The sequence below is a fragment of the Kitasatospora sp. NPDC048239 genome (assembly GCF_043202015.1).
Taxonomy (GTDB): Bacteria; Actinomycetota; Actinomycetes; order Streptomycetales; family Streptomycetaceae; genus Kitasatospora.
The window spans coordinates 60,080-82,607 of record NZ_JBICZP010000023.1 but is presented as its reverse complement, the minus strand read 5'-3'; the positions used below and the strand labels follow the sequence as shown (position 1 = coordinate 82,607).

The following is a 22,528-nucleotide window of genomic DNA, read 5'->3' as shown; positions in this document are numbered from 1 at the left end:
CTCTCCCGCGGCCTCGCCGAGGCCATGGGCGGCAGCCTGGAGGTCGAGGACACCCCCGGCGGCGGCACCACCATGCTGCTCACCCTGCCCGCCGCACAGCCGGGCGGAACACCCGCATGAGCCGGCCGGCCACCGCCACGAACCAGGGCCTCCGGGGCTGCCGCCGCCCGCGGCTCAGCCGCCGCCGGAGCTCCCCGACTGCCGCGGCAGCGCCAGCGCCACCGTGTCGGCGAACTCCCGTACCGCACTGGTCCGGCTGACGATCCGTCCGCTGTGCACCACCAGCCGGCTGTGCCCGCCCGAGAGCGCCCCCGCCAGGCTGTCCCCGCGCACCGCCAGCAGCTCCGCCGGGAACCCGGCGTCCACCCGGACCGGCGGCAGACCCAGCACCGCCCGCGCCTGGTTCGCCACCGCGTCGTACGCCGCCTCCGGGTCCAGCACCCCGCCGGACGCCAGCAGGTACGCGGCCTCCAGCGGATCCGCCCGCCCGACCGGGTTGGCCCCGTCGCGCAGCGACCCGCTGCCCGCCGCCAGCGGCACCCGGGCCGTCGCCAGCTCGCGCAGCAGCCCCGGCCGCAGCCCCGCCGCGCGGCCCTCCAGGCCGGTGCAGCAGCCGTTCTGCGGCAGGCAGACCACCCGCACCCCGCTGCTGGCCAGCACGCCCGAGCCGCCCGGCGCCAGCGCCCCGCACGGGCCCAGGGCCACCCGGGGCCGCAGCGGCGCCAGCGCGCTCGCCAACCGGGCCAGCTGCGCCGAGTCGGCGGCCGTGGTGTGCAGGTCGACCGGGCAGTCCGCCTCCCGGGCGGCCTCCAGCAGCAGCTGGACGTACCCCGCCGGGTCGGGGTCCAGCTCCGGGCAGCCGCCGGCGGCGGTGGCCCCCAGCTTGAGCGCGTCGCGCAGCTGTGCCCGGCCGTCCGCGCCGGCCAGGCCGGTGAGCAGCCGGGGCATGGCGACCGCCTGCAGCTCGGCCAGCCCGCGCAGCGCCTGCCGGGCGGTCAGCACGGCCTCCAGTCGGCGCAGTCCGTGCACGTCGCCGATCCGTACGTGGGTGCGCTGGGCGGTGGCGCCGTAGCCGAGCGAGGTGAGCGCGGCCTCGGTGACCCGCCGGGTGAGGTCGGCGGCGGTCTCCGGGGGCGGGGCGGCCAGCGCGGCGGAGAAGGCGACGTCGTAGTGGGCGTGCGCCTCGGCGGGGGCCGGCAGCAGCAGGTAGCCGCCGAGGTCGATCCGGGCGCCGGTGGTGGTGGTGGGCGCGCCGGGCAGGGCGGGCATCGGGCCGAGGCTGCCGGCGGTGCCGACGGCCTGGATGCGGTCGCCGCTGATCCGGACGTCGACCACCCGGCCGTCGGCGAGCCGGGCGCCGGTGAGCAGCAGGACGGGGCCGTGGCCGAGCGGGTTGGCGGCCGGGCCCGGGCCGGGGTGCGGTCCGTCGGAGGGTGCGCTGTCCATCGCCCGGCTCCTTCTGCCCGTGGCCAGGTCGGCCGCTGGTCGGACCGGTCCCGGCCTGTCCGGATCCCGGTCCGGCCTGGTCCCGGCCTGTCACGATCGATGAGCGTCGAGCCTATGGCGCCCGGGCACGGGCTGCCGGGAGGCGGGCAAAAGTCGTATCGGGTCGGGCCGTGCCCGGTGCGGGCCGGTCGAACGCCGGGCCTTGGATCGCTCGTCCGTGCGGCCCGCCGACCTGCGGTCTTCCCGGCGGGATACGGATTTCACCTCTGGGCGCGGAACGTGTAATCTCTTCCTCGTTCGCCCCTATAGCTCAGTCGGTAGAGCGTCTCCATGGTAAGGAGAAGGTCTGCGGTTCGATTCCGCATGGGGGCTCTGGTGAGAAGGAGTCAGCTTCGGCTGTGCTCCGGATCACTGTGGCGGTGTAGCTCAGTTGGTAGAGCAAGCGGCTCATAATCGCTGTGTCACCGGTTCAAGTCCGGTCACCGCTACCCCGCGTAGTCGGTCGGGAGATCGCACTCCCGGTCGGCTACTCTTGTTGTGTTCTTATTCATTGTCCAAGGAAGGCACTCCCGTGGCTGCCACCGACGTCCGCCCGAAGATCACGCTGGCCTGCGTGGAGTGCAAGGAGCGGAACTACATCACCAAGAAGAACCGGCGTAATGACCCGGACCGTCTTGAGATGAAGAAGCACTGCCCCCGCTGCAACTCGCACACCGCGCACCGCGAGACCCGCTGACCCCTTTCAGGTGTCACCGGGCCTGTGTGAAAACAGGTCTCTGACTCCGGGCCGCATCCCTCTTGGGGTGCGGCCCGGAGTTTTTTGCTACCCATCGTTGGCACCACCGGACAGTTCGAGGAGTTGCCCGTGGCACTCGACCCCTCCTTCATCGGGCGGACGTACCCGCCCACCGAGCCGTACGAGGTCGGCCGGGAGAAGATCCGTGAGTTCGCCGTCGCCGTGGGCGACGCCAACCCGGCGTACAGCGACCCCGAGGCGGCCAAGGCGCTCGGCCACCCGGATGTGATCGCCCCGCCGACCTTCCCGTTCGTCCTCACCTACCGGGCCGCCGGCCAGGTCGTCGCCGACCCGCAGCTGGGCTTGGACTACACCCGGGTGGTGCACGGCGACCAGAAGTTCGTCTACACCCGCCCGGTGCGGGCCGGCGACCGGCTCTCGGTCGAGGTGACCATCGACAACATCAAGTCGCTCGCGGGCAACGACGTGCTCACCGTCCGTGGCGAGGTCACGGACGAGAGCGGCGAGCACGTGGTGACGTCGGTCATGACCCTGGTGGCCCGGGCCGCCGACGAGGCGGGGGAGTAACGCGATGGCGATCAGCTATGACGAGGTCGCGGTCGGCACCGAGCTGCCGGCGCAGTCCTTCCCGGTGACACGCGCCACGCTGGTGCAGTACGCGGGCGCCTCCGGTGACTTCAACCCGATCCACTGGAACGAGCGGTTCGCCCTGGAGGTGGGCCTGCCGGACGTCATCGCGCACGGCATGTTCACCATGGCCGAGGCGATCCGGGTCGTCACCGACTGGGTCGGCGACCCGGCCGCGGTGGTCGAGTACGGCGTGCGCTTCACCCGCCCGGTGCCGGTGCCCAACGACGGCGTCGGCTCCGTGATCGAGGTCACCGCCAAGGTCGCCAAGCTGCTGGACGACCGCCGGGTGCAGGTCGACCTGCTGGCGACCTACGGCGGCCAGAAGGTGCTGGGCATGTCCCGCGCCGTCGTCCGGCTGGCCTGAGCCCCCGGGGGAAGGGGTTTCCTCCGCGCAACCCTTTCCCCCGTACGCTGGGGGCGTGCTGGTAGAACTCGACGCCCCCCTCGCCCCGCTGACCACCCTCAGGCTCGGCGGCCCGGCCCGGCGGCTGGTGACCGCGACCACCGACGACGAGGTGGTCGCCGCCGTCCGCGAGGCCGATGCGGCCGGCGAGCCGCTGCTGGTCCTCGGCGGCGGTTCCAACCTGGTGATCGGCGACGCCGGCTACCCCGGCACGGTGCTGCGGATCGCCACCACCGGCTTCACGCTGGACGGCACCGCGCTGGAGCTGGCCGCCGGCGAGGTCTGGGCCGACGCGGTGACCAGGACGGTGCTGGAGCACGGCCTGGCCGGCATCGAGTTCCTGGCCGGCATCCCCGGCTCGGCCGGCGCCACGCCCGTCCAGAACGTCGGCGCGTACGGCCAGGAGGTGGCGCAGTCCATCACCGAGGTGGTCGCCTACGACCGCCGGGCCGGCGAGGTGGTCACCCTCTCCAACGCCGCGTGCGAGTTCTCCTACCGGCACAGCCGCTTCAAGGCCGACCCGGACCGCTACGTCGTCCTCCGGGTCCGCTTCGGCCTGCAGGACAACGGCGGGCTCTCCACCCCGGTCGCCTACGCCGAGACGGCCCGCCACCTGGGCGTCGAGCAGGGCGAGGCGGTCGACCTGCGCGAGGCCCACGCGGCGGTGCTGCGGCTGCGCTCGGGCAAGGGCATGGTGCTCGACCCGGCGGACCACGACACCTGGTCGGCGGGCTCCTTCTTCACCAACCCGGTGCTGACCGGCGAGCAGTACGCCGCCTTCCTGGCGCTGGCGGCCGAGCGCGAGCTCACCGCCCCGGCCTACCCCGCGCCGGACGGCCGCACCAAGACCTCGGCGGCCTGGCTGATCGACAAGGCCGGCTTCGGCAAGGGCTACGGCAGCGGCCCGGCCACCCTCTCCACCAAGCACACGCTGGCCCTGACCAACCGCGGCGCGGCCACCGCCGAGGATCTGCTGGCTCTCGCCCGGGAGATCCGCGACGGCGTCCGGGCGGCCTTCGGCGTCGAGCTGGTCAACGAACCGGTGATGGTCGGCGTCAAACTCTAGGCCGGACGGGCCCTCATGCCCTGGGGCCGTCCACCAGCCAGGCGTCGATGTCCGCCAGCAGCTCCTTGCGCACGCTGTCCGGGGCGCGCGAGCCGCGCACCGACTGGCGGGCCAGCTCGGCGAGCTCCGCGTCGTCGAAGCCGAGCACGTCCCGGGCCAGGTCGTACTGGTCGGCCAGCCGGGTGCCGAACAGCAGCGGGTCGTCGGCGCCCAGCGCCATCGGCACCCCGGCGTCGAACAGCCGGCGCAGCGGGACGTCCTCGGGGCGCTCGTAGACCCCCAGCGAGACGTTGGAGGACGGGCAGACCTCGCAGGTGACCTGGCGGTCCGCCAGCCTCTGCATCAGCCGGGGGTCCTCGGCGGCCCGGACGCCGTGGCCGATCCGGCCGGCCCCCAGGTCGTCCAGGCAGTCCCGGACGGACTCCGGCCCGGCCAGCTCGCCGCCGTGCGGGGCGGCCAGCAGTCCGCCGCTGCGGGCGATGTCGAAGGCCCGGTCGAAGTCCCGGGCGAGGCCGCGCCGCTCGTCGTTGGAGAGGCCGAAGCCGACCACGCCGTGGTCGGCGTACCGGACGGCCAGGCGGGCCAGCGTGCGGGCGTCCATCGGGGATTTCATCCGGTTGGCCGCGACCAGCACCCGGATTCCCACGCCGGTGGCCTCGGAGGCCTGCTCCACGGCGTCCAGGATCAGCTCCAGGGCGGGGATCAGACCGCCGAGCCGGGGCGCGTACGAGGTCGGGTCGACCTGGATCTCCAGCCAGCGCGAGCCGTCCCGCCGCTCGTCCTTGGCGGTCTCCAGCACCAGCCGGCGGATGTCCTGCTCGTCGCGCAGCACCGAGCGGGCGGTGTCGTACAGCCGTTGGAAGCGGAACCAGCCGCGCTCGTCGGTCGCCCGCAGGCTGGGCGGCTCGGCGGAGCTGAGCGCCTCCGGCAGCCGTACGCGGTGTTTGTCGGCCAGTTCCAGCAGGGTGGTCGGGCGCATCGACCCGGTGAAGTGCAGATGGAGGTGGGCCTTGGGGAGGTCCCTGACGTCTCGTGGCTGTGACAGGCGTTCCATTCGCCGATACTGCCGCATCCGGCCCCGGTACGGGAACCGCCCCCTCCACGTCCCTCGAAGGGGTGAAGGGGGCGGCTCTCGTCACAGGTTGACGAGGACGGGACCCGAGGTCAGTCGCGGGCCTCGCCGAGCAGCTTCTGCATCCGGCCGACGCCCTCGGCCAGGTCGGCGTCGCCCAGCGCGTAGGACAGCCGCAGGTAGCCCGGGGTGCCGAAGGCCTCGCCGGGGACGACCGCGACCTCGGCCTCGTCCAGGATCAGGGCGGCAAGCTCGCCGGAGGTCTGCGGGCGCCTGCCGCGGATCTCCTTGCCCAGCAGGGCCTTGACGGACGGGTAGACGTAGAACGCGCCCTCGGGCTCGGGGCACAGGACGCCCTCGATCTCGTTGAGCATCCGCACGATCGTCCTGCGGCGCCGGTCGAAGGCGGTGCGCATCTCGTGCACGGCGGACAGGTCGCCGCTGACCGCGGCGATCGCGGCGCGCTGGGCGACGTTGGAGACGTTCGAGGTGGCGTGCGACTGCAGGTTGGTCGCGGCCTTGATGACGTCCTTGGGGCCGATCACCCAGCCCACCCGCCAGCCGGTCATCGCGTAGGTCTTGGCGACGCCGTTGACCACGATGGTCTTGTCCGCGAGGCCGGGCAGCAGGGCCGGCAGCGAGGTGAAGGTCGCGTCGCCGTAGACCAGGTGCTCGTAGATCTCGTCGGTGAGCACCCAGAGGCCGTGCTCCAGCGCCCACTCGCCGATCGCCCGGGCCTCGGCCTCGGTGTAGACCGCGCCGGTCGGGTTGGACGGCGAGACGAACAGCACCACCTTGGTGTTCCCGGTGCGGGCGGCCTCCAGCTGCTCGACCGAGACCTTGTAGCCGGTGGTCTCGTCGGACACGACCTCCACCGGCACACCGCCGGCCAGCTGGACCGACTCCGGGTAGGTGGTCCAGTACGGCGCCGGGATGATGACCTCGTCGCCCGGGTCGAGGATCGCCGCGAACGCCTCGTAGATCGCCTGCTTGCCGCCGTTGGTCACCAGCACCTGCGAGGCGTCCACCTCGTAGCCGGAGTCGCGCAGCGTCTTGGCGACGATCGCGGCCTTCAGCTCGGGCAGGCCGCCGGCCGGGGTGTAGCGGTGGTTCTTCGGGTCGCGGCAGGCCTCGACGGCCGCCTCGACGATGTAGTCCGGCGTGGGGAAGTCCGGCTCGCCGGCGCCGAAGCCGATGACCGGTCGGCCGGCCGCCTTGAGGGCCTTGGCCTTGGCATCGACCGCGAGGGTCGCCGACTCGGCGATGGCGCCGATCCGGGCGGAGACGCGGCGGTCGGCGGGGCGGACGGAACTGTCGGGCTGCGGGGTGGAAGCGCTCATGCCTGCATCGTCGCAGAACCGGGACGGACCGGGCATGGCGGTTTCACCATATGTTCGCGCCGGTCCACATGGCGGCCCCGGAAGAAAGAGGTTCGACCAAACACCCCTGGACCACGTACACTCACTGCTCGAAGGCCACCGAGAAGCCAAAACTTCCACTGCCTGTACATACAGCGGTGGGGGATGCGGTAGGTTGGTGGTCGCTACTGGAGCCGCAAGGCACCGTAGGGCAATAGCTCAATTGGTAGAGCACCGGTCTCCAAAACCGGCGGTTGGGGGTTCAAGTCCCTCTTGCCCTGCTGCTTGATCCGTATTCAGCCCGTTCGCTCCACAGAGCGAGCGGGCTTGATGCGGAGAGGGCACCGATCAGCACCGCTTTCGCCGGCCGCTCGTACCCTCTCGGGTACGCAGGTGACGCTCGGCAGGACCCGGATTCAGGTGAGGACGAGTGACGGAGACCACGGGCTCCACCGCAACGCCTGAGAGCGGCAACCCCGAGGGGGCCGACGGCGCTGCCGAGACGACGCCCGCCGAGGGCGAGTCGCAGTCGCGTCGCGACCGCAAGCGGGCCAACCGGTCCGGCGACAAGAAGTCCGGCAAGCGGGCCAAGATGGGCGCTTTCGCCCGGCTCGCGCTGTTCTACCGCCAGATCATCGCCGAGCTGCGCAAGGTCGTCTGGCCCTCCCGCAACGAGCTGGTCAACTACACGACCGTCGTCGTCGTGTTCGTCGTGGTCGTGATGGCCTTCGTGGCCGGCCTCGACTACGGGTTCTCCAAGCTGAGCCTCTGGATCTTCGGCTGACCGAACCGCACCACCTGTGAAACAGCTTCCCGACCCGGGCCGATTCTTCGGCCCGGGTCGAGCTGTCGGCGCCGAACGTACGAGGCCGCTACCGTTGACTCGGTACTGTTGAAGTCTCCGAGTCGTTTCCTGACGCGCCCGCGAGAGCGGGGCTGTGCCGGAGCGGCCCGGAGCGCGCCACCTTCACCATCTCCAGGAAAGAAGCAGCCACCGTGTCTGAGTCCCCCCTGTACGACGCCGACGAGACCGTCCGCGAGGCGGATGTCGCCGCCGAGCTGGACGCGGCCGAGCTGGCTGACGAAGCCGAGTCGGCCGAGCAGATCGTGGACGCCGCGGACAGCGAAGAGGACGAGGTCGAGGCGTACGACGAGGCCGAGGCCGGCGAGCCGGCCGAGGAGGCCGCGCTGCACGTGGAGTCCGACGAGGAGCTCGCCGTCGAGGAGGCCGCCGCAGAGGAGGCCGCCGACGAGGAGACCGCTGAGGAGGCCGAGGCCGAGGAGGCCGTCGAGGTCGACCCGGTCGCCAAGTTCCGCGAGGACCTCCGGTTCATGCCGGGCGAGTGGTACGTGATCCACACCTACGCCGGCTACGAGAACCGGGTGAAGCAGAACCTGGAGCAGCGCGCCGTCTCGCTGAACGTCGAGGAGTACATCTTCCAGGCCGAGGTGCCGCAGGAGGAGGTCGTCCAGATCAAGAACGGCGACCGCAAGACCATCCGCCAGAACAAGCTCCCCGGCTACGTCCTGGTGCGCATGGACCTCACCCCGGAGTCCTGGGGCGTCGTGCGCAACACCCCCGGCGTCACCGGCTTCGTCGGCAACGCCTACGACCCGTACCCGCTGACCCTGGACGAGGTCGTCAAGATGCTGGCCCCCGACGTGGAGCGCCAGGCGGCCAAGGAGGCGGGCAAGCCCTCCCCGGTCAAGCCCAGCGAGATCCAGGTCCTCGACTTCGAGGTCGGCGACTCGGTCACCGTCACCGACGGCCCGTTCGCCACCCTGCAGGCGACCATCAACGAGATCAACCCGGACTCGAAGAAGGTCAAGGGCCTGGTCGAGATCTTCGGCCGGGAGACCCCGGTCGAGCTCTCCTTCGACCAGATCCAGAAGAACTAGTACAGAGCTTCGGATTCGGGGCGGGGCCACGGCCCCGCCCCGAATCCGTTTTGGTCCAGCGGCGCATCCGCGTTAGCCTGGTCCGATGTGTGTGCGGCGGCCGGGTGTCGCCCTGACCGCGCACGCACCAGCAATCACCTCTCGGAAGGACCCGGAGAGAAATGCCTCCCAAGAAGAAGAAGGTCACGGGGCTTATCAAGCTCCAGATCAACGCCGGTGCGGCCAACCCGGCGCCGCCGGTCGGCCCCGCGCTGGGTCAGCACGGCGTCAACATCATGGAGTTCTGCAAGGCCTACAACGCTGCGACCGAGTCGCAGCGCGGCATGATCGTGCCGGTGGAGATCACGGTCTACGACGACCGCTCCTTCACCTTCATTACGAAGACGCCGCCGGCCGCGCGCCTCATCCTGAAGGCTGCCGGTGTCGACAAGGGCTCCGCCGAGCCGCACAAGACCAAGGTCGCGAAGCTCACCAGCGCCCAGGTCCGTGACATCGCCACGGTGAAGATGCCCGACCTGAACGCCAACGACCTGGACGCGGCGGAGAAGATCATCGCCGGCACCGCCCGGTCGATGGGCATCACCGTCGAGGGCTGATCTACCCGTCGGTAGAACCCTTCTCGTCCCTGTGGTAGGGCCAGCGCGGCCCGTGCATACCACAACTCCATTCACCATTCAGGAGCAGCAGTGAAGCGCAGCAAGGCTCTGAAGGCCGCGGACGCTCAGGTCGACCGCGACCGCCTCTACGCCCCCCTCGAGGCCATCCGCCTCGCCAAGGCGACCAGCACCAGCAAGTTCGACGGCACCGTCGAGGTCGCCATGCGTCTGGGCGTCGACCCGCGCAAGGCCGACCAGATGGTCCGCAGCACCGTGATCCTCCCGCACGGCACCGGTAAGACCGCCCGGGTCCTGGTCTTCGCGACCGGCGACCGTGCCGAGGCCGCGCGTGCTGCGGGCGCCGACATCGTCGGCTCCGACGAGCTCATCGACGAGGTCGCCAAGGGCCGCCTCGACTTCGACGCCGTCGTCGCCACCCCGGACCTCATGGGCAAGGTCGGCCGCCTCGGCCGCGTGCTCGGTCCCCGTGGCCTGATGCCGAACCCGAAGACCGGCACCGTGACCCCGGACGTGGCCAAGGCCGTGAACGAGATCAAGGGCGGCAAGATCGAGTTCCGCGTCGACAAGCACTCGAACCTGCACTTCATCATCGGTAAGGTCTCCTTCACCGACGAGCAGCTGGTCGAGAACTACGCCGCCGCGCTGGACGAGGTGCTCCGCGCCAAGCCGTCCGCCGCCAAGGGCCGCTACATCAAGAAGACCGCGGTCTCCACCACCATCGGCCCCGGTGTCCTGGTGGACCCGAACCGCACCCGCAACCTCCTGGTCGAGGAGGACCCGGCCGCCGTCTGAGCCCTCCGCTCCGACCGGTAGCCGCGTCCTGGGCGCAGCAGCAGTCCGTACGACGGGCCCGTACCCCCTCCGGGGGGTGCGGGCCCGCCGCCGTTTCCGGATCGAGACCGGGCGGGGGAGGAACTGTTGTACGGCTCGTCGTACGCTCGCCCGGTCCGATCATCCGTTCGGAACATGCCCGCAGCCCGACCGCCGGAGTGTGCCGTGCCGTCCGCCTCTCGTCCCGCCGTCTCGGGGGCGGCCCTGCTCCTGCTCGCCGGCGCCCTCACCGCGTGCAGCCTGCTGGCCGTCTCGGGGGACCGCACCCCGGAGGGCGCCCCCGCGACCGTCCGGCCGCCCAGGCAGGTGCTGCTGTCGGCCTCCCAGAACCTCGACGACATCGGCGGCGCACGCGTCCAGGTGGTCGAGGAGGGCCCGGCCGGACGGCGCTCCGCCACCGGGAGCCTGGTCTGGGGAGCCCGGGACACGGCCGAGCTGACCATCAGCGACGAGCGGGGCACCGGCCGGCTGCGGGCCGCGGACGGCACGCTCGACCTCGCCTACGACGGCGCGCCGCCGAAGCGGGCGGAGCGGGCCGAGGCCGAGTCGCTGGACCCGCGCGGCGGCGGCGCCGGGTACGCCGGCGGGTGGCTGAGCGGACTGGTCTCCAACCCGGGCGGCCGGGTGCACGCGATGGCCCTGGCCGGGCGGCTCAACTCGCTCGGCGGCGAGGAGCTCGCGGGGACCACGGTGGCGCACTACCGGGCCAGTGCGCCGGTCGCCGAGTTCTTCGAGGCCGACCAGGGCTTCACCCCCGAGCGGCTCTCCGCCGTGCTGGCCTACTACCGGGAGCGCGGGGTCACGGCGATCGGCTACGACTTCTGGGTCGCGCCGGGGGACCGCCTGCTGCGACTGCGGGCCACGGCCCAGGGCACCGGCGGAACCGTGGTCACCACGACGGACGTCTCCGAGCCCGAGGCGGAGACGGAGACGCCGGCCGCGGCGGGGTGATCGGACCGGGGACGAACCGGTGCCGGTCCGCCGGGGCCATCCGTTAGAGTCCGCCGGGGATTGTCCGGGGTTCAGCTCACAACGGGGGGATTTCTCATGGGCGCTGTGCGTCTGGTCTCGGTGGCCGTCACGGCCGCCGTCCTGATGGCCGGTCTGTCGGCCTGCAGCAGTGGCGGCAAGGCCGAGCCGAAGGCCGCAGGGGACGCGGTCGGGGGGAAGGTGCTCGATCTGGACCCGAAGGCGGCCCTGGCCGCCTCGGCGCTGGTGATGCAGAAGGCCGGCAACGGCAGCGTCCGGATCGTCGCGCAGCAGGACACCGCGGCGGGGACGTCCGAGTGGCAGCACGCGAAGACCTCCTCCGACCTGACCGGCCAGGCCAAGGGCGGCACCAAGGCGCGGATCATCGGGGACGACGTCTTCCTCGGCGGCGGCCCGGAGGTGACGGCCGCGCTGGGCGGCAGGCACTGGGCCAGGGGCGAGGCCAAGGACCCGCTGGTGGGCCCGATGGCGGGGATGTTCCTGACCATGGCGCAGATGATCAACCCGGTCCTCCAGCTGACGGCGGCCGCCCAGGCAGGCAAGCCCGAGAAGGTCGGCTCGGAGACGGTCGCAGGGGTGCAGACCACGCACTACCGCGTCGTCGAGGAGACGGCCAAGCTGGCCGAGGGGCTGGCCGCGCTCGGGGCCGATCAGCGCGCGAGCGTCCAGAAGGCCCTGGAGGCCTACGGCAAGACGCTGACCGTCGACCTCTGGATCAACGCCAAGCAGGAGCTCGTCCAGCTCAAGGAGTACGGCGACAAGGCCGGCGAGCAGGCGGGCGTCACCGTCACCTACTCGGGCCTCGGTGCCGCACCGAAGATCGAGGCCCCCGCCGCGGGCGACATCGCCGGTGCGGCGGACTTCACCAAGATCATTCTCAACGGTAAGGGCTAGCCGCCGATCGGCCCGGCGCGGTGGAGCCCGGCGACACCGCAGGGCCGGCCGAGGGGGGTGCCACCGGCCGACCCCGGTCCGGGTGGCATGGTGGCTCGGAGCAGGGTCGCCGTCGGTGGCGGCCGGGAGAAGGGGAGCGGGACATGGCGGTGCGGCAGCGGCTGGCGGCCACGGTGGCCACCGTGCTGCTGGCGAGCGGCCTGACGGCCTGCGGCGGGGGCGGCTCCGAGCCGCCGGCGCCGTCCGGCACGCCGTCCCCGACCAGCGCCTCCCCGACCGGCCCGGCCAAGCCCACCGACCGGTCGCCGCACGGCGTCCTGCTCTCCTCCCAGATCGCCATGCAGACCGCCCGCCGGGCCAAGGTGAGCTACCGGCTGGGCGCGGACGCCGGCGGCGGGCCGCTGTTCTGGCTGCCCAAGACGGCCCTCCAGGTCCACCGCTCCACCCCGGCCGAGGCCGAGCAGCTGATCGTCGTGGACACCGTGGCCTACCAGGGCGGCGACGCCGCCACCGCAGCCCGGCAGGGCGGCCGGCACTGGGAGCGGTTCTCCGGCGCGCCCGGCCAGGACGGCCACCGGGAGATCCCGTACGCCGGCCTGATCGACCTGCTCAACCCGATGGCGGCGCTGGCCGCCGCCACCGCCGACGGGGTGGACGCGCAGTACGTCGGCGAGGAGAAGTTCGACGACTCGGCGGTCGAGCACTACCGGGTCACCACCACCGCCGAGCGGTACGCGGCCGCCCAGTCCCAGCTGAGCCAGGCCCGCCGGGACGGACTGCGCACCGCGCTCGCCCCCGGCGGCTCGGTGTCGCTCACCCTGGACCTCTGGCTGAACGACCGGGACCAGCTGGTCAAGCTGCAGCGCACCGGGACGGGGGACAGCGGCCGCCAGGACGACTCGGTGGTCTACTCCGAGTTCGCCGGGAGCCTCTCGGTGCAGGCGCCGGCCGAGGCCGACACCGTGGACGCGGGCACCCGCAGCACCTCCCCGCTGGCCCGCTGAGCGCCCTGCGGGCCGTCTGCCTCGGGCGATTTGCCCCGGACGGCCCGCTCCGGCTACTGTTACCGAAGCCAAAGACCGCTGGTTGTCGCCGTGCGCCCGCAAGGGTGTCGGGGACCGAAGGATCTGCGACTCGTCGCAGGCAGCCCGCGCAGGAGTGTTTGGAGCTTGGACTTCCGGGTCCGCGTTTGTTCGCGGGCCTGTCGAGGTCGTACTGAGCCCCGTGCGCCTGCGCACCGGGGCTCATCTGCTTTTCCGCAGGAGCTTTCCTTCCGTACGGCCGGCCGGTCCGAGGCGCAGATGGTCGACTTTTGCGGTCGGCCCGATTTCGACATCACGGAAGGAGGCGTACGCCTATGGCAAGGCCCGACAAGGCTGCCGCCGTCGCCGAGATCACGGACAAGTTCCGTGCCTCGAACGCGGCCGTGCTGACCGAGTACCGCGGTCTGACGGTGAAGCAGGTTAAGACCCTGCGCCGCTCGCTGGGTGACAACGCCCAGTACGCCGTGGTGAAGAACACGCTGACCAAGATTGCGGCCAACGAGGCCGGGATCACGGAGCTCGACGACCTGTTCGCGGGTCCGACGGCTGTCGCCTTCGTCACCGGTGACCCGGTGGAGTCGGCGAAGGCTCTGCGTGACTTCGCCAAGGAGAACCCCGCTCTGATCATCAAGGGCGGTGTCCTTGATGGCAAGGCGCTGTCCGCCGATGACATCAAGAAGCTCGCGGACCTCGAGTCCCGCGAGGTGCTGCTCGCCAAGCTGGCCGGCGCCATGAAGGGCAAGCAGTCCCAGGCTGCCGCGCTCTTCCAGGCCCTGCCCTCGAAGCTCGTCCGCACCGTGGACGCGCTTCGCGACAAGGTCGAGCAGGGCGGTGCCGGTACGCCGGCTCCCGCCGCCGAGGACGCTGCCGCCGAGTAATTCGGCCAGGCTCACGCCTCGCTGCGGGCCCGTGCCCGCCCAACCCGTACATACGGCACCACCTGCCGATTTAGTGGAAGGACGCCATCATGGCGAAGCTGTCCCAGGACGAGCTGCTCGCGCAGTTCGAGGAGCTCACCCTCATCGAGCTCGCTGCCTTCGTGAAGGCCTTCGAGGAGAAGTTCGACGTCACCGCGGCCGCCCCGGTCGCCGTGGCCGGCATCGCCGGCCCGGGCGCCGTTGCCGAGGCCGTTGAGGAGCAGGACGAGTTCGACGTCATCCTCGACGGTGCCGGCGACAAGAAGATCCAGGTCATCAAGGAGGTGCGCACCCTGACCTCCCTCGGCCTGAAGGAGGCCAAGGACCTCGTTGACACCGCTGGTGCCAAGGTCCTGGAGAAGGTTGCCAAGGACGTTGCCGAGAAGGCCAAGGCCGCCCTCGAGGGTGCCGGCGCCAAGGTCACCGTCAAGTGACTTTCCCCCGGCCCTAGTGGCCGGGAGGCATTTCCCGACCCCCTCTGAGGGGGTCTGAGGCCGGGCCGATCACCCTTGCGGGTGGTCGGCCCGGTCTTTTTGCGTACCTGGCCCCAGAGGGGCGCGCAGACCCGCCACCACCGGTGTGGCCGAGAGGGCACTCGGCACTGTCGGTGCGGGCGGGTATGGTGATCGCTGTCATCGAGAGTGGCCCCCACCACGGCTTCTGTAACGCCCGGGGCCTCTCGGCCGATAGACAGGTCGAGGCCCGCGCCGGAGGCGGGCCCTTGACGAACCAGGCGAGGCGCGCGATTCTCAAGGCGCGAGTCCGCCCGGTTGGTTTGCTTCTGGATGCATAACCAGTGGCTCCGGCGGGAAGTGACTCCACGTGAGTTGTGGGGGCCCGGCATCGTCCGGGCGAGTGCAGTACCCGGTGGGCGTACGCGTCCGCCGGCTACCGGGAGGAGTCTCCGATTCGGTTTCCGAATCAGAGCTGGACAGCAGTGTGCCGTTTGGCTACACTGTCCCTTTGCGCTGCCTGTTAGCTGCTCCGTGACTCGTCGCCCGGAGCGTGCACTGCCCTGACCTGGGAGTTCTCCCTCGGCAAGGCCCGGCCGGTACGCGCGTAGTGAGCTCCGAGCCCTCGGAAGGACCCCCCTCTTGGCCGCGCCGCGCAACGCCTCGAACAATTCCGCCGCATCCACCGCCCCGCTCCGCGTCTCGTTCGCGAAGATCAAGGAGCCCCTTGAGGTCCCGAACCTCCTGGCCCTGCAGACCGAGAGCTTTGACTGGCTGCTCGGCAACGCGGCCTGGAAGTCCCGGGTCGAGGCGGCCCTGGAGAGTGGTCAGGACGTCCCCACGAAGTCCGGTCTGGAGGAGATCTTCGAGGAGATCTCCCCGATCGAGGACTTCAGCGGGTCGATGTCGCTGACCTTCCGCGACCACCGTTTCGAGCCGCCGAAGAACTCCATTGACGAGTGCAAGGACCGCGACTTCACGTTCGCGGCCCCGCTCTTCGTCACGGCCGAGTTCACCAACAACGAGACCGGTGAGATCAAGTCTCAGACGGTCTTCATGGGCGACTTCCCGCTCATGACCCACAAGGGCACGTTCGTGATCAACGGCACCGAGCGTGTCGTCGTGTCGCAGCTCGTCCGCTCCCCGGGTGTGTACTTCGACTCCACCCTGGACAAGGTGTCCGACAAGGACATCTACTCCTGCAAGGTCATCCCCTCGCGTGGTGCCTGGCTGGAGATGGAGATCGACAAGCGCGACATGGTCGGCGTCCGCATCGACCGCAAGCGCAAGCAGTCCGTCACCGTGCTGCTCAAGGCTCTCGGCTGGACCAACGAGATGATTCTCGAGGAGTTCGGCGAGTACGAGTCGATGCGCGCGACCCTGGAGAAGGACCACACCCAGGGCCAGGACGACGCGCTGCTCGACATCTACCGCAAGCTGCGCCCCGGCGAGCCGCCGACCCGTGAGGCCGCGCAGACCCTGCTCGAGAACCTCTACTTCAACCCGAAGCGCTACGACCTCGCGAAGGTCGGCCGCTACAAGGTCAACCGCAAGCTGGGCAACGCCGAGTCGCTGGACTCCGGCGTGCTCACCGAGCCCGACATCATCGGTGCGATCAAGTACCTGGTGAAGCTGCACGCGGGTGAGACCGAGTGGCAGGACGGCGCCGGCCGCGACATCGTGGTCGAGGTCGACGACATCGACCACTTCGGCAACCGTCGCCTGCGCAACGTCGGCGAGCTCATCCAGAACCAGGTCCGTACGGGTCTCGCCCGTATGGAGCGCGTCGTGCGCGAGCGCATGACGACCCAGGACGTCGAGGCGATCACGCCGCAGACCCTGATCAACATCCGGCCGGTCGTCGCCTCCATCAAGGAGTTCTTCGGCACCAGCCAGCTGTCGCAGTTCATGGACCAGACGAACCCGCTGTCGGGCCTGACCCACAAGCGCCGTCTGTCCGCACTCGGTCCCGGTGGTCTCTCCCGTGAGCGCGCCGGCTTCGAGGTCCGTGACGTGCACCCCTCGCACTACGGCCGCATGTGTCCGATCGAGACCCCGGAAGGCCCGAACATCGGTCTGATCGGGTCGCTGGCCTCGTACGGCCGGGTCAACGCCTTCGGCTTCATCGAGACCCCGTACCGCAAGGTCGTCGACGGTGCCGTGACCGAGCAGGTCGACTACCTCACCGCCGACGAGGAGGACCGCTACGTCATCGCGCAGGCCAACGCCCCGCTGACGCCGGAGCTGACCTTCGCCGAGCCGCGTGTCCTGGTCCGCCGCCGTGGCGGCGAGATCGACTACATCCCGGGCACCGAGATCGACTACATGGACGTCTCGCCGCGCCAGATGGTGTCGGTCGCGACCGCCATGATCCCGTTCCTCGAGCACGACGACGCCAACCGCGCGCTCATGGGCTCGAACATGATGCGCCAGGCGGTGCCGCTGCTGAAGAGCGAGGCCCCGCTGGTCGGCACCGGCATGGAGTACCGCTGCGCGGTCGACGCCGCCGACGTGATCACCGCCGAGAAGTCGGGCGTGGTCCAGGAGGTCTCGGCCGACTACGTCACCGTGGCCAACGACGACGGCACCTACACCACGTACCGGGCCGCCAAGTTCACCCGCTCCAACCAGGGCACCGCCTTCAACCAGAAGGTGCTCGTGGACGAGGGCTCCCGGGTCGAGGTCAACCAGGTGCTGGCCGACGGCCCCTGCACCGACTCCGGCGAGATGGCCCTCGGCAAGAACCTGCTCGTGGCGTTCATGTCGTGGGAGGGTCACAACTACGAGGACGCGATCATCCTGTCGCAGCGCCTCGTGCAGGACGACGTCCTCTCCTCGATCCACATCGAGGAGCACGAGGTCGACGCCCGTGACACCAAGCTCGGCCCCGAGGAGATCACCCGGGACATCCCGAACGTCTCCGAGGAGGTCCTCGCCGACCTCGACGAGCGCGGCATCATCCGGATCGGCGCCGACGTCGTCACCGGCGACATCCTGGTCGGCAAGGTCACGCCCAAGGGCGAGACCGAGCTCACCCCGGAGGAGCGCCTGCTCCGCGCGATCTTCGGTGAGAAGGCCCGTGAGGTCCGCGACACCTCGCTGAAGGTGCCGCACGGTGAGTCCGGCAAGGTCATCGGCGTCCGCGTCTTCGACCGCGAAGAGGGCGACGAGCTGCCCCCGGGCGTGAACCAGCTGGTCCGCGTCTACGTGGCCCAGAAGCGCAAGATCACCAACGGTGACAAGCTCGCCGGCCGCCACGGCAACAAGGGCGTCATCTCGAAGATCCTGCCGGTCGAGGACATGCCGTTCCTGGAGGACGGCACCCCGGTCGACATCATCCTCAACCCGCTGGGTGTCCCGTCCCGAATGAACCCCGGGCAGGTCCTGGAGATTCACCTCGGGTGGCTCGCCAAGCAGGGCTGGGACGTCTCCGGCCTCGCCGACGAGTGGGCCCAGCGCCTGCAGGCGATCGGCGCCGACACCGTCCAGGGCGGCACCAACCTCGCCACCCCGGTCTTCGACGGCGCCCGCGAGGACGAGATCACCGGCCTGCTGGACAACACCACCCTCACCCGTGACGGTGAGCGCCTGGTGAACTCCACCGGCAAGGCCCGGCTGTTCGACGGCCGCTCCGGTGAGCCGTTCCCGATGCCGGTCTCGGTCGGCTACATGTACATCCTCAAGCTGCACCACCTGGTCGACGACAAGCTGCACGCCCGTTCGACCGGTCCGTACTCGATGATCACCCAGCAGCCGCTCGGTGGTAAGGCGCAGTTCGGTGGTCAGCGCTTCGGTGAGATGGAGGTGTGGGCCCTCGAGGCGTACGGCGCGGCCTACGCGCTGCAGGAGCTCCTCACCATCAAGTCCGACGACGTGCTCGGCCGCGTGAAGGTCTACGAGGCCATCGTCAAGGGCGAGAACATCCCCGAGCCCGGCATTCCCGAGTCCTTCAAGGTTCTCATCAAGGAAATGCAGTCGCTCTGCCTCAACGTGGAGGTGCTGTCCTCGGACGGCCAGTCCATCGAGATGCGGGACTCCGACGAGGACGTGTTCCGCGCCGCCGAGGAGCTCGGCATCGACCTGTCCCGGCGCGAGCCGAGCAGCGTCGAAGAGGTCTGACGGAGGTTGGGCCGGCTGCCCGCTGAGCAGCCGGCCCGCCCCCAGGCCCCCCTCAGACCACATGAACGACTCTCGACTTACGAAAGAGGGCTTGACGACCAGTGCTTGACGTCAACTTCTTCGACGAGCTCCGCATCGGCCTGGCCACCGCCGACGACATCCGCCAGTGGTCGCACGGCGAGGTCAAGAAGCCGGAGACCATCAACTACCGCACCCTGAAGCCGGAAAAGGACGGGCTCTTCTGCGAGAAGATCTTCGGCCCCACCCGGGACTGGGAGTGCTACTGCGGTAAGTACAAGCGCGTCCGCTTCAAGGGCATCATCTGTGAGCGCTGCGGCGTCGAGGTGACCCGCGCCAAGGTGCGCCGTGAGCGGATGGGCCACATCGAGCTGGCCGCCCCGGTCACCCACATCTGGTACTTCAAGGGTGTCCCGTCCCGCCTGGGCTACCTGCTCGACCTGGCGCCGAAGGACCTCGAGAAGGTCATCTACTTCGCCGCCTACATGATCACCTGGGTGGACGACGAGCGCCGCCAGCGCGACCTCCCGTCCCTGGAGGCGCACGTCTCGGTCGAGCGCCAGCAGATCGAGAACCGCCGCGACTCCGACCTCGAAGGCCGCGCCAAGAAGGCCGAGACCGACCTGGCCGAGCTGGAGGCCGAGGGCGCCAAGGCCGACGTGCGCCGCAAGGTGCGCGAGGGTGCCGAGCGCGAGATGAAGCAGCTGCGCGACCGCGCGCAGCGCGAGCTCGACCGCCTCGACGAGGTGTGGGCCCGCTTCAAGAACCTCAAGGTCCAGGACCTCGAGGGCGACGAGCTGCTCTACCGCGAGCTGCGCGACCGCTTCGGCACCTACTTCTCCGGCTCGATGGGCGCGGCGGCCCTCAAGGACCGCCTCGAGACCTTCGACCTGGCGGAGGAGTCCGAGCGCCTGCGCGAGATCATCCGCACCGGCAAGGGCCAGAAGAAGACCCGTGCGCTCAAGCGCCTCAAGGTCGTCTCCGCGTTCCTGCAGACCACCAACAAGCCCAACGGCATGGTGCTGGACTGCGTCCCGGTCATCCCGCCGGACCTGCGTCCGATGGTGCAGCTGGACGGTGGCCGCTTCGCGACCTCCGACCTGAACGACCTGTACCGCCGCGTGATCAACCGCAACAACCGCCTGAAGCGCCTTCTCGACCTCGGTGCCCCCGAGATCATCGTGAACAACGAGAAGCGCATGCTCCAGGAGGCCGTCGACGCGCTGTTCGACAACGGCCGTCGCGGCCGTCCGGTCACCGGCCCGGGTAACCGGCCCCTGAAGTCCCTCAGCGACATGCTGAAGGGCAAGCAGGGTCGTTTCCGTCAGAACCTCCTCGGCAAGCGAGTCGACTACTCGGCCCGTTCGGTCATCGTCGTCGGCCCGCAGCTCAAGCTGCACCAGTGCGGTCTGCCGAAGGCCATGGCGCTGGAGCTCTTCAAGCCGTTCGTGATGAAGCGCCTGGTGGACCTGAACCACGCGCAGAACATCAAGTCGGCCAAGCGCATGGTCGAGCGCGCCCGCCCGGTCGTGTGGGACGTCCTCGAAGAGGTCATCGCCGAGCACCCGGTTCTGCTGAACCGTGCGCCCACCCTGCACCGCCTCGGCATCCAGGCCTTCGAGCCGCAGCTGGTCGAGGGCAAGGCCATCCAGATCCACCCGCTCGTCTGCACCGCGTTCAACGCGGACTTCGACGGTGACCAGATGGCCGTCCACCTGCCGCTCTCCGCGGAGGCGCAGGCCGAGGCCCGCATCCTGATGCTGTCCTCGAACAACATCCTGAAGCCGGCCGACGGTCGCCCCGTCACCATGCCGACCCAGGACATGGTGCTGGGTCTGTTCTTCCTGACCTCGGACCGTGAGAACGTCAAGGGCGCCGGCCGCTCCTTCTCCTCGACCGCCGAGGCCGTCATGGCCTTCGACGCCAAGGAGCTGGACGTCCAGGCCGTCATCGACGTCCGCCTGCCGATCGGCACCGTCCCGCCCCGTGGCTGGACCCCGCCGGTCGACGAGGACGGCCAGTCGGCATGGTTCGAGGGCGAGTCCTTCCGCCTGCGCACCACCCTGGGCCGCGCGCTCTTCAACGAGCTGCTGCCCGAGGACTACCCGTTCGTCGACTACGAGGTGGGCAAGAAGCAGCTCTCCGCGATCGTCAACGACCTGGCGGAGCGCTACCCCAAGGTCGTCGTCGCGGCGACCCTGGACAACCTGAAGGCGGCCGGTTTCCACTGGGCCACCCGCTCGGGTGTCACCGTCTCGATCTCGGACGTCGTCGTCCCGCCGCAGAAGGCCCAGATCCTCGAGGGCTACGAAGCGCAGGCCGAGAAGATCCAGAAGCAGTACGAGCGCGGTCTGATCACCAACGACGAGCGCAAGCAGGAGCTCATCGGCATCTGGACCCGGGCGACCAACGAGGTCGCCGAGGCGATGAACGCCAACTTCGAGAAGACGAACCCCATCTTCATGATGGTGGACTCGGGCGCTCGAGGAAACATGATGCAGATGCGTCAGATCGCCGGTATGCGTGGTCTGGTGTCGAACGCGAAGAACGAGACGATCGCCCGTCCCATCAAGGCGTCGTTCCGTGAGGGCCTCACCGTTCTCGAGTACTTCATCTCGACCCACGGTGCCCGTAAGGGTCTGGCCGACACCGCGCTGCGTACCGCCGACTCCGGCTACCTCACCCGTCGTCTGGTCGACGTCTCGCAGGACGTCATCATTCGCGAGGAGGACTGCGGCACCGAGCGCGGCCTGAAGCTCGCCATCGGCACCGTGGGTGCGGACGGCGTGCTGCGCAAGACGGACGACGTCGAGACCAGCGTCTACGCCCGCATGCTCGCCGAGGACATCACGGTGGACGGCAAGCTCCTTGCCACCGCCAACACCGACCTCGGTGACGTGCTGATCGACGAGCTGATCCGCCACGGCATCAGCGAGGTCAAGACCCGCTCGATCCTGACCTGTGAGTCGGCTGTCGGCACCTGTGCCTTCTGCTACGGCCGTTCGCTGGCCACCGGCAAGCTGGTCGACATCGGTGAGGCGGTCGGCATCATCGCCGCCCAGTCCATCGGTGAGCCCGGTACCCAGCTGACCATGCGTACCTTCCACACCGGTGGTGTGGCCGGTGACGACATCACCCAGGGTCTGCCGCGTGTCGTCGAGCTCTTCGAGGCCCGTACCCCCAAGGGTGTGGCCCCGATCTCGGAGGCGCAGGGCCGGGTCCGCATCGAGGACACCGAGAAGACCCGCAAGCTGGTCGTCACGCCGGACGACGGCACCGACGAGATCGCCTACCCGGTCTCGAAGCGTGTGAAGCTGCTCGTCAGCGAGGGCGAGGCGGTCGAGGTCGGCCAGAAGCTGACCATGGGTGCCACCAACCCGCACGACGTGCTGCGGATCATGGGCCAGCGTGCCGTCCAGATCCACCTGGTCGCCGAGGTCCAGAAGGTCTACAACTCGCAGGGTGTGTCGATCCACGACAAGCACATCGAGATCATCATCCGGCAGATGCTCCGCCGCGTGACGATCATCGAGTCGGGCGACGCCGAGCTGCTCCCGGGCGAGCTCGTCGAGCGCGGCCGCTTCGAGACCGAGAACCGTCGTGTGGTCTCCGAGGGCGGTCACCCCGCCTCCGGCCGTCCGCAGCTGATGGGTATCACCAAGGCCTCGCTGGCCACCGAGTCCTGGCTGTCGGCCGCCTCCTTCCAGGAGACGACCCGGGTCCTCACCGACGCGGCGATCCACGCCAAGTCGGACCCGCTGCTGGGCCTCAAGGAGAACGTCATCCTCGGTAAGCTCATCCCGGCCGGTACGGGTCTGCCCCGCTACCGCAACATCCGGGTGGAGCCGACCGAGGAGGCCAAGGCCGCGATGTACTCGGCCGTCGGCTACGACGACTACGACCTGTCGCCCTTCGGCGCCGGCTCCGGCCAGGCGGTCCCGCTGGACGACTACGACTACGGCCCGTACACCGGCTGAGATCAAGGTCACTGATCGCAGGGCGGTCACCCCTCAGGG

18 protein-coding genes and 3 tRNA genes are annotated in these 22,528 nt (G+C 70.1%); 18 read left to right on the top strand and 3 right to left on the bottom strand.

Going from position 1 to position 22,528, the window contains the following annotated elements:
• Nucleotides 1-174 precede the first annotated feature (174 nt).
• On the bottom strand, nucleotides 175-1,446 hold the full coding sequence (locus ACGFZP_RS36810) for a hydrolase (protein WP_392941207.1): 1,272 nt from the start codon (nucleotides 1,444-1,446) through the stop codon (nucleotides 175-177).
• Between the two features lie 299 nt (nucleotides 1,447-1,745).
• Here ACGFZP_RS36810 and ACGFZP_RS36805 point away from each other — a divergent pair.
• From ACGFZP_RS36805 to ACGFZP_RS36780, 6 genes are all read left to right on the top strand, one after another.
• Nucleotides 1,746-1,818, top strand: a tRNA-Thr gene (locus ACGFZP_RS36805).
• Nucleotides 1,819-1,861: 43 nt separating this feature from the next.
• Nucleotides 1,862-1,934 (top strand) — tRNA-Met (locus ACGFZP_RS36800).
• 83 nt (nucleotides 1,935-2,017) lie between these two features.
• Complete coding sequence (gene rpmG / locus ACGFZP_RS36795; RefSeq protein ID WP_006604855.1) at nucleotides 2,018-2,182, top strand: 50S ribosomal protein L33; 165 nt, start codon at nucleotides 2,018-2,020, stop codon at nucleotides 2,180-2,182.
• 129 nt (nucleotides 2,183-2,311) lie between these two features.
• Nucleotides 2,312-2,770 carry a MaoC family dehydratase N-terminal domain-containing protein gene (locus ACGFZP_RS36790; RefSeq protein WP_392941205.1) on the top strand — a complete coding sequence of 153 codons (459 nt, stop codon included), beginning with the start codon at nucleotides 2,312-2,314 and terminating at the stop codon, nucleotides 2,768-2,770.
• 4 nt (nucleotides 2,771-2,774) lie between these two features.
• Nucleotides 2,775-3,197, top strand: a complete 423-nt coding sequence (locus tag ACGFZP_RS36785; protein ID WP_392941203.1) for a MaoC family dehydratase — start codon at nucleotides 2,775-2,777, stop codon at nucleotides 3,195-3,197.
• A 58-nt stretch (nucleotides 3,198-3,255) separates the two neighbouring features.
• Nucleotides 3,256-4,302 (top strand): UDP-N-acetylmuramate dehydrogenase, encoded by a 1,047-nt coding sequence (locus tag ACGFZP_RS36780; protein WP_392941210.1) that lies wholly within the window; start codon nucleotides 3,256-3,258, stop codon nucleotides 4,300-4,302.
• Nucleotides 4,303-4,315: 13 nt separating this feature from the next.
• Here the strand turns inward: ACGFZP_RS36780 and ACGFZP_RS36775 are convergent, their stop codons facing one another.
• Nucleotides 4,316-5,347, bottom strand: a complete 1,032-nt coding sequence (locus tag ACGFZP_RS36775) for an adenosine deaminase (protein ID WP_392941209.1) — start codon at nucleotides 5,345-5,347, stop codon at nucleotides 4,316-4,318.
• Between the two features lie 119 nt (nucleotides 5,348-5,466).
• A complete protein-coding gene (locus tag ACGFZP_RS36770) occupies nucleotides 5,467-6,714 on the bottom strand; it encodes a pyridoxal phosphate-dependent aminotransferase (protein ID WP_392941201.1) in 1,248 nt (415 codons plus the stop codon).
• 226 nt (nucleotides 6,715-6,940) lie between these two features.
• Here ACGFZP_RS36770 and ACGFZP_RS36765 point away from each other — a divergent pair.
• The 12 genes from ACGFZP_RS36765 to ACGFZP_RS36710 all read left to right on the top strand — a co-directional run bounded on the left by ACGFZP_RS36765 (nucleotide 6,941) and on the right by ACGFZP_RS36710 (nucleotide 22,489).
• A tRNA-Trp gene (locus ACGFZP_RS36765) sits at nucleotides 6,941-7,013 on the top strand.
• A gap of 149 nt (nucleotides 7,014-7,162) precedes the next feature.
• The gene (gene secE, locus ACGFZP_RS36760; protein WP_387949063.1) at nucleotides 7,163-7,516 is read left to right on the top strand and encodes a preprotein translocase subunit SecE; all 354 of its coding nucleotides are present in this window, start codon (nucleotides 7,163-7,165) and stop codon (nucleotides 7,514-7,516) included.
• Nucleotides 7,517-7,728: 212 nt separating this feature from the next.
• Nucleotides 7,729-8,631 carry a transcription termination/antitermination protein NusG gene (gene nusG / locus ACGFZP_RS36755; RefSeq protein ID WP_392941199.1) on the top strand — a complete coding sequence of 301 codons (903 nt, stop codon included), beginning with the start codon at nucleotides 7,729-7,731 and terminating at the stop codon, nucleotides 8,629-8,631.
• Between the two features lie 161 nt (nucleotides 8,632-8,792).
• On the top strand, nucleotides 8,793-9,227 hold the full coding sequence (gene rplK / locus ACGFZP_RS36750) for a 50S ribosomal protein L11 (protein ID WP_392941198.1): 435 nt from the start codon (nucleotides 8,793-8,795) through the stop codon (nucleotides 9,225-9,227).
• Between the two features lie 90 nt (nucleotides 9,228-9,317).
• On the top strand, nucleotides 9,318-10,040 hold the full coding sequence (rplA, locus tag ACGFZP_RS36745; protein ID WP_392941197.1) for a 50S ribosomal protein L1: 723 nt from the start codon (nucleotides 9,318-9,320) through the stop codon (nucleotides 10,038-10,040).
• A 204-nt stretch (nucleotides 10,041-10,244) separates the two neighbouring features.
• Nucleotides 10,245-11,030 carry a hypothetical protein gene (locus tag ACGFZP_RS36740; protein ID WP_392941195.1) on the top strand — a complete coding sequence of 262 codons (786 nt, stop codon included), beginning with the start codon at nucleotides 10,245-10,247 and terminating at the stop codon, nucleotides 11,028-11,030.
• 96 nt (nucleotides 11,031-11,126) lie between these two features.
• A complete protein-coding gene (locus tag ACGFZP_RS36735; RefSeq protein ID WP_392941194.1) occupies nucleotides 11,127-11,963 on the top strand; it encodes a hypothetical protein in 837 nt (278 codons plus the stop codon).
• A gap of 143 nt (nucleotides 11,964-12,106) precedes the next feature.
• On the top strand, nucleotides 12,107-12,967 hold the full coding sequence (locus ACGFZP_RS36730) for a hypothetical protein (RefSeq protein ID WP_392941192.1): 861 nt from the start codon (nucleotides 12,107-12,109) through the stop codon (nucleotides 12,965-12,967).
• A gap of 353 nt (nucleotides 12,968-13,320) precedes the next feature.
• The gene (gene rplJ / locus ACGFZP_RS36725) at nucleotides 13,321-13,884 is read left to right on the top strand and encodes a 50S ribosomal protein L10 (protein WP_387949070.1); all 564 of its coding nucleotides are present in this window, start codon (nucleotides 13,321-13,323) and stop codon (nucleotides 13,882-13,884) included.
• Nucleotides 13,885-13,973: 89 nt separating this feature from the next.
• Nucleotides 13,974-14,357 carry a 50S ribosomal protein L7/L12 gene (rplL, locus tag ACGFZP_RS36720; protein WP_387949071.1) on the top strand — a complete coding sequence of 128 codons (384 nt, stop codon included), beginning with the start codon at nucleotides 13,974-13,976 and terminating at the stop codon, nucleotides 14,355-14,357.
• A 660-nt stretch (nucleotides 14,358-15,017) separates the two neighbouring features.
• Entirely contained in the window at nucleotides 15,018-18,494 is a 3,477-nt protein-coding gene (gene rpoB, locus ACGFZP_RS36715) for a DNA-directed RNA polymerase subunit beta (protein WP_387949072.1), read from the top strand.
• 101 nt (nucleotides 18,495-18,595) lie between these two features.
• On the top strand, nucleotides 18,596-22,489 hold the full coding sequence (locus ACGFZP_RS36710; protein ID WP_392941189.1) for a DNA-directed RNA polymerase subunit beta': 3,894 nt from the start codon (nucleotides 18,596-18,598) through the stop codon (nucleotides 22,487-22,489).
• The last annotated feature ends 39 nt before the right edge of the window (nucleotides 22,490-22,528 follow it).